Raw genomic sequence first — 5715 nt, forward strand, 5'->3', positions numbered from 1 at the left:
GCCCTTGATCATGCGCCTGGGCGCCGGTCGTAGGTGGGGCTCCGGCCCCGGAGCCCCACCTACGACCGGCGCCCAGGCGCATGATCAAGGGCCCTGTCCGGCGCTTCGCAGGGTAGGCTAACCTAACTTGCGTGTTGGTAGACAGCCCTTCTCAGCCGAGCGCGCACACCGCTGCCGCGCCCCCGGCCCCGGCCGCCCGGCGGCACGCCCTGCGGGCCGCCGGACTGCTCGCGGCCGTGGTGGTCCTGGCCCTGGTGGCCCTCGCGAGCATCGCGGTCGGCGCCAAACAGATCCCGCTCGCGGACGTCTGGCACGGGCTGTTCCACTACTCCGGCACCGCCGACGACGTCATCGTCCATGACACCCGCGTGCCCCGCACCCTGCTCGGACTGCTCGTCGGGGCCGCGCTGGGCGTCTCCGGCGCCGTGATGCAGGCCCTCACCCGCAACCCGCTGGCCGAACCCGGCATCCTCGGCGTCAGCGCGGGCGCCTCGGCCGCCGTGGTCTCCGCGATCAGCTTCTTCGGCGTCACCAGCCTGACCGGGTACGTCTGGTTCGCCTTCGCCGGCGCCGCGGTCGTCTCCGCGCTCGTCTACGTCCTGGGCGGCAGCCGGGCCGCCACCCCCGTCCGCCTCGCGCTCGCGGGCACGGCCGCCACGGCCGCGCTCTACGGCTACATCAACGCCGTGCAGCTGATGGACTCGGCCGCGCTCGACCGGCTGCGGTTCTGGTCGGTCGGCTCGCTGGCCTCCGCCAACGCGGACACCGTCATCGAAATCGCGCCGTTCGTGGCGGCCGGTCTGGTGCTCGCCGCGCTCATCGCCCGGCCGCTCAACGCGATGGCCCTGGGCGACGACACCGCCCGCGCGCTGGGCGCCCACCTCACCCGTACCCGCGTCCTGTCGATGATCACCGTCACCCTGCTGTGCGGGGCCGCCACCGCCGCCTGCGGGCCGATCGTCTTCATCGGCCTGATGGTCCCGCACATCGTCCGGGCCATCACCGGACCCGACCTGCGCTGGATCCTGCCGTACGCGGCCGTCCTGTCGCCCGTGCTGCTGCTCGGCTCCGACGTGGTCGGCCGGGTCATCACCCGGCCCTCCGAGCTCCAGGTCGGCATCGTCACCGCGCTCATCGGCGGACCCGTGTTCATCTTTCTCGTCCGCCGCAAGAGGATGGCTCAGCTGTGAAGGCCGTACGCACCCCCGGGGGTTACTCCTTCCGGGCCGACACCCGCTCGCTGGTCGTCGTCGTGGCGCTGCTGGCCGCGGCCCTCTTGGCCGGCGTGGTCCTCGTCGGCAGCGGCGACTTCGACATCGCGCCGCTCGACGTCGTCCGTACGCTCTTCGGCTCCGGCACCCCCCAGCAGGACTTCATCGTCAACGAACTGCGGCTGCCCCGGGTCCTCGTCGGGCTCCTGGTGGGCGCCGCGCTCGGGATCTCGGGGTCGGTCTTCCAGTCCATCTCCCGCAACCCGCTGGGCAGTCCGGACATCATCGGCTTCGGCCAGGGGTCCTCGGTCGGCGCCCTCGTCGTCATCGTCTGGTTCGGGGGCGACGCCACCGACGTCGCCGTCGGCGCCCTGCTCGGTGGCCTCGCGACCGGCGTCGCGGTCTATCTGCTCGCCTGGAAGAAGGGCGTGCACGGCTACCGCCTGGTGCTCGTCGGCATCGGCGCCGCCGCGATGCTCACCGCCTGCATCCAGTACCTGCTCACCAAGGCCCAACTGGTCGACGCCACCCGCGCGATGGTGTGGCTCACCGGCTCGCTCGACGGACGCGACTGGGAGCAGGTGTGGCCGCTGCTCGCGCTCTTCGCGGTGCTGCTGCCGGTGATCCTCGCGTACGGACGGCCGCTGCGGATGCTGGAGATGGGCGACGACGCGGCGTACGCGCTGGGCGTGCCCGTCCAGCGGACCCGTACCGTACTGATGCTCGCCGCGGTGCTCCTCAACGCCGCCGCGACCGCCGCGGCCGGTCCCATCTCCTTCGTGGCGCTGACCGCGCCGCAGCTCGCCCGCCGCCTCACCCGCGCCACCGGGCCCAACATCCTGGCCTCCGGCTGTATGGGCGCGACCCTCCTCGTCACCGCCGACTGGGCCTCCCAGCGGCTGTTCGGCGAGAGCAAGCTGCCGGTGGGTGTGGTCACCGGTGTGGTCGGCGGCCTCTATCTGCTGTGGCTGCTGGTCACCGAACGCAAGGCGGGCCGGATATGAGCGGCCCGCACATCCCCCGCCCCCGTACGGATCCCCGTTCCAGGAGTACGAACATGCAGCGCCTCAGCGCCGAATCGGTGACCCTCGGCTACGACCAGCGGGTGATCGCCGAGGATCTGTCGGTGGAGATACCGGACCACTCCTTCACCGTCATCGTCGGCCCCAACGCCTGCGGCAAGTCCACGCTGCTGCGTGCCCTGTCGCGGATGCTGAAGCCGAGCGCGGGACGGGTGCTGCTCGACGGGCAGACCATCCACGCGATGCCCGCGAAGAAGGTCGCCAGGACCCTGGGGCTGCTGCCCCAGTCGTCGATCGCGCCGGACGGGATCACGGTCGCGGACCTGGTCGCGCGGGGCCGCTACCCGCACCAGGGGCTGCTGCGGCAGTGGTCGCCCGAGGACGAGCGGATCGTCCGGGAGTCGATGGACGCGACCGGCGTGGGCGAGCTGGGGGAGCGGTACGTCGACGAGCTGTCGGGCGGACAGCGCCAGCGGGTGTGGATCGCGATGGCGCTGGCCCAGCAGACGCCGCTGCTGCTGCTGGACGAGCCGACCACGTTCCTGGACATCCAGCACCAGATCGAGGTCCTGGACCTCTGCGCCGAACTGCACGAGTCCCAGGGGCGCACGCTGGTGGCGGTGCTGCACGACCTGAACCAGGCCGCCCGGTACGCCACGCATCTGATCGCGATGCGCGACGGCGAGATCGTCGCCGAGGGCCCGCCGTCGCGCATCGTCACGGCGGAGCTGGTACGGGACGTGTTCGGGGTGCGCTGCCAGGTGATCGACGACCCGGAGACCGGAACGCCGCTGGTGGTGCCGGCGGCGCGGCAGCGGGAGGCGGCCGTGGTCTCCCCGGGGGCCTGAGGAGTGCGCCCTACAGCAGCGTCCGCAGCCTGAGCAGGTCGCGGAACCCGGCCTCCAGCCGGACCCGGCCCGACGTCCACGCCCGCGCGAAGTTCAGCTCGCCCGCGACCAACGCCACCAGGTCGTCGCCCGTCATGGCGAGACGGATCTGGGCGCGCTCGGCCGGCGGCCCCTGAAGGGTCCGCTCCACCTCGATACGGCCCTCCCGCAGGCGCCCGGTGAAGGTGCGGTCCAGATCCGTGAGGTGGCAGCTCAGTGAGCGGTCGAGGGCGGCGGCGGCGCGTACGTCACCGTTCGCGCCGGCCAGAGTGCCGGAAAGTGCGTCGAGTGCCGCGCGGCACTCCTCGATCGTCGCCATCGTGACCGACCGTACCGCAGGCCCACGCGGTAGCGTCGTGCCATGAGCGACTTGATGCCGGAGCCCGGGGCGGAGGCCGGCGTGCCCGACGGACCCGCCGGCCCGGCACTGCCGGACGTGCCCCGCGAACCCACCGGCGACCCCGGGGTGGACGCGCTGGTCGAGCGGCTGGCGGACGTCACCCACCTCGATACGGACGGACACATCGGGGTGTACGAGGATGTACACGGGGGGCTGCGCGAGACGCTGAGCGCGCTGGACGCCCGCCCGGGGCCGCCGGCCCCGTCCCCCGCGTCACATACGTACGACAACAGGAGCTGAACCGAACGTGGCAGGAGTGGCACGCCGCCGCCTCGACGCCGAGCTGGTCCGCCGGAAGCTCGCCCGGTCCCGTGAGCACGCCGCCCAGCTGATCGCCGCCGGGCGGGTGACGGTCGGCAAGGCGGTCGCCACCAAGTCCGCCACCCAGGTCGAGACCGCCGCCGCGATCGTCGTCGCCGAGGACGACAGCGACCCGGACTACGTCTCGCGCGGCGGCCACAAGCTGGCCGGCGCGCTGGCGGCCTTCGTCCCCCTGGGGCTGAAGGTCGAAGGGCGCCGGGCGCTGGACGCGGGCGCCTCCACCGGCGGCTTCACCGATGTGCTGCTGCGCTCGGGCGCCGGGCACGTGGTCGCGGTGGACGTCGGGTACGGACAGCTCGCCTGGTCCCTGCAGAGTGACGACCGGGTCACCGTGAAGGACCGCACGAACGTACGGGAGTTGACGCTCGACGCCATCGACGGCGAACCGGTCGACCTGGTGGTGGGGGATCTGTCCTTCATCGCGCTGGGCCTGGTGCTGCCCGCGCTGGTGCGGTGCTGCGCGCCCGGCGCCGACCTGGTGCTGATGGTCAAGCCGCAGTTCGAGATCGGCAAGGACCGCCTGGGCAGCGGCGGTGTGGTGCGCAGCCCCGAGCTGCGGGCCGAGACCGTGCGTACGGTGGCCCGGCAGGCCGCCGAGCTGGGCCTCGGTGTGCTCGGGGTCACGGCCAGCCCGCTGCCCGGGCCCTCCGGCAATGTCGAGTACTTTCTGTGGCTGCGGGCCGGTGCGCCCGCGCTGGATCCGGCTGATGTGGACCGTGCAGTGGCGGAGGGACCTAGTTGAGCTCGTTGGGGAACGCGGAGGAGACGCGCGGGGGGAACGGCACGGGCGAGCGGGGTGCGGCCGAGCGCACGGTGTTCCTGCTCGCGCACACCGGGCGGCCCGCCGCCATCCGCAGCGCGGAGCTGGTGGTACGGGGACTGCTGCGCTGCGGCATCGGGGTGCGGATCCTGGAGGCGGAGGCGGTCGACATCCCGCTGCCGGACTCACCGGCCGTACGGACGGTCAAGGAGGCGACCCCGCAGTGCCTCGACGGGTGCGAGCTGCTGATCGTGCTCGGCGGGGACGGGACGCTGCTGCGCGGCGCGGAGTTCGCGCGGGCGTCGGGGGTGCCGATGCTCGGCGTCAACCTCGGCCGGGTCGGGTTCCTCGCCGAGGCCGAGCGCGACGACCTGGACAAGGTCGTGGACCGGGTGGTCACGCGCTCCTACGAGGTCGAGGAGCGGATGACCCTCGACGTCGTGGTCCACAGCAACGGCGATGTGGTGCACACCGACTGGGCGCTCAACGAGGCGGCCGTGCAGAAGGTGTCGCCGGAGCGGATGCTGGAGGTCGTCCTGGAGATCGACGGACGGCCGGTGACCGGGTTCGGCTGCGACGGGATCGTGTACGCGACGCCGACCGGTTCGACGGCGTACGCCTTCTCGGCGGGCGGCCCGGTGGTGTGGCCGGAGGTCGAGGCGCTGCTGATGGTCCCGATCAGCGCCCACGCGCTCTTCGCCAAGCCGCTGGTGACGTCGCCGACTTCGGTGCTGGCGGTGGAGGTGCAGCCGCATACGCCGCACGGGGTGCTGTGGTGTGACGGGCGGCGGACGGTGGAGCTGCCGGCGGGGGCGCGGGTGGAGGTGCGGCGCGGGGCGGTGCCGGTCCGGCTGGCCCGGCTGCACCACGCGTCCTTCACGGACCGGCTGGTGGCGAAGTTCGCGCTGCCGGTGAGCGGGTGGAGGGGCGCGCCGCACTGATGCCCGGTCTTCGTCCGCGGGCCGTCTGTGGCTGGTCGCGCGGTTCCCCGCGCCCCTGGGTACTTGGGGGCGCGGGGAACCGCGCGAGCAAGCGGCACCGGGCCTCGGACAGGAACCGGGTCCAGGGGCGTAGCCCCTGGGAAACCCAGTCCCCACCCCGGAGGGTTCAGGGA

General features: G+C 73.0%; 7 protein-coding genes. 6 read left to right on the forward strand and 1 reads right to left on the reverse strand.

Annotated features, from left to right (window positions below; all coding sequences use genetic code 11):
• Positions 1-134 precede the first annotated feature (134 nt).
• The 3 genes from ACJA3G_RS28215 to ACJA3G_RS28225 are packed head-to-tail and all read left to right on the forward strand — an operon-like array spanning position 135 to position 3081.
• The gene (locus ACJA3G_RS28215; protein WP_406555866.1) at positions 135-1190 is read left to right on the forward strand and encodes a FecCD family ABC transporter permease; all 1056 of its coding nucleotides are present in this window, start codon (positions 135-137) and stop codon (positions 1188-1190) included.
• Positions 1187-2215 (forward strand): FecCD family ABC transporter permease, encoded by a 1029-nt coding sequence (locus tag ACJA3G_RS28220; RefSeq protein ID WP_406555861.1) that lies wholly within the window; start codon positions 1187-1189, stop codon positions 2213-2215. Before ACJA3G_RS28215 ends, ACJA3G_RS28220 begins: the two co-directional genes overlap by 4 nt.
• Positions 2216-2268: 53 nt before the next feature.
• Positions 2269-3081 carry an ABC transporter ATP-binding protein gene (locus ACJA3G_RS28225; RefSeq protein WP_406555862.1) on the forward strand — a complete coding sequence of 271 codons (813 nt, stop codon included), beginning with the start codon at positions 2269-2271 and terminating at the stop codon, positions 3079-3081.
• Positions 3082-3091: 10 nt separating this feature from the next.
• Here the strand turns inward: ACJA3G_RS28225 and ACJA3G_RS28230 are convergent, their stop codons facing one another.
• The gene (locus tag ACJA3G_RS28230) at positions 3092-3439 is read right to left on the reverse strand and encodes an SCP2 sterol-binding domain-containing protein (RefSeq protein ID WP_406555863.1); all 348 of its coding nucleotides are present in this window, start codon (positions 3437-3439) and stop codon (positions 3092-3094) included.
• Between the two features lie 42 nt (positions 3440-3481).
• Here ACJA3G_RS28230 and ACJA3G_RS28235 point away from each other — a divergent pair, with 42 nt between their 5' ends.
• Genes ACJA3G_RS28235 through ACJA3G_RS28245 form a run of 3 tightly spaced genes read left to right on the forward strand, consistent with a single transcriptional unit; the run spans position 3482 to position 5542 of the window.
• The gene (locus ACJA3G_RS28235) at positions 3482-3760 is read left to right on the forward strand and encodes a hypothetical protein (RefSeq protein ID WP_406555864.1); all 279 of its coding nucleotides are present in this window, start codon (positions 3482-3484) and stop codon (positions 3758-3760) included.
• 7 nt (positions 3761-3767) lie between these two features.
• On the forward strand, positions 3768-4583 hold the full coding sequence (locus tag ACJA3G_RS28240) for a TlyA family RNA methyltransferase (protein WP_406555865.1): 816 nt from the start codon (positions 3768-3770) through the stop codon (positions 4581-4583).
• 5 nt (positions 4584-4588) lie between these two features.
• Positions 4589-5542 (forward strand): NAD kinase, encoded by a 954-nt coding sequence (locus tag ACJA3G_RS28245; protein ID WP_406555867.1) that lies wholly within the window; start codon positions 4589-4591, stop codon positions 5540-5542.
• Positions 5543-5715 lie beyond the last annotated feature (173 nt).

The sequence above is a fragment of the Streptomyces sp. YS-3 genome (assembly GCF_045257485.1).
Classification (GTDB): domain Bacteria; phylum Actinomycetota; class Actinomycetes; order Streptomycetales; family Streptomycetaceae; genus Streptomyces.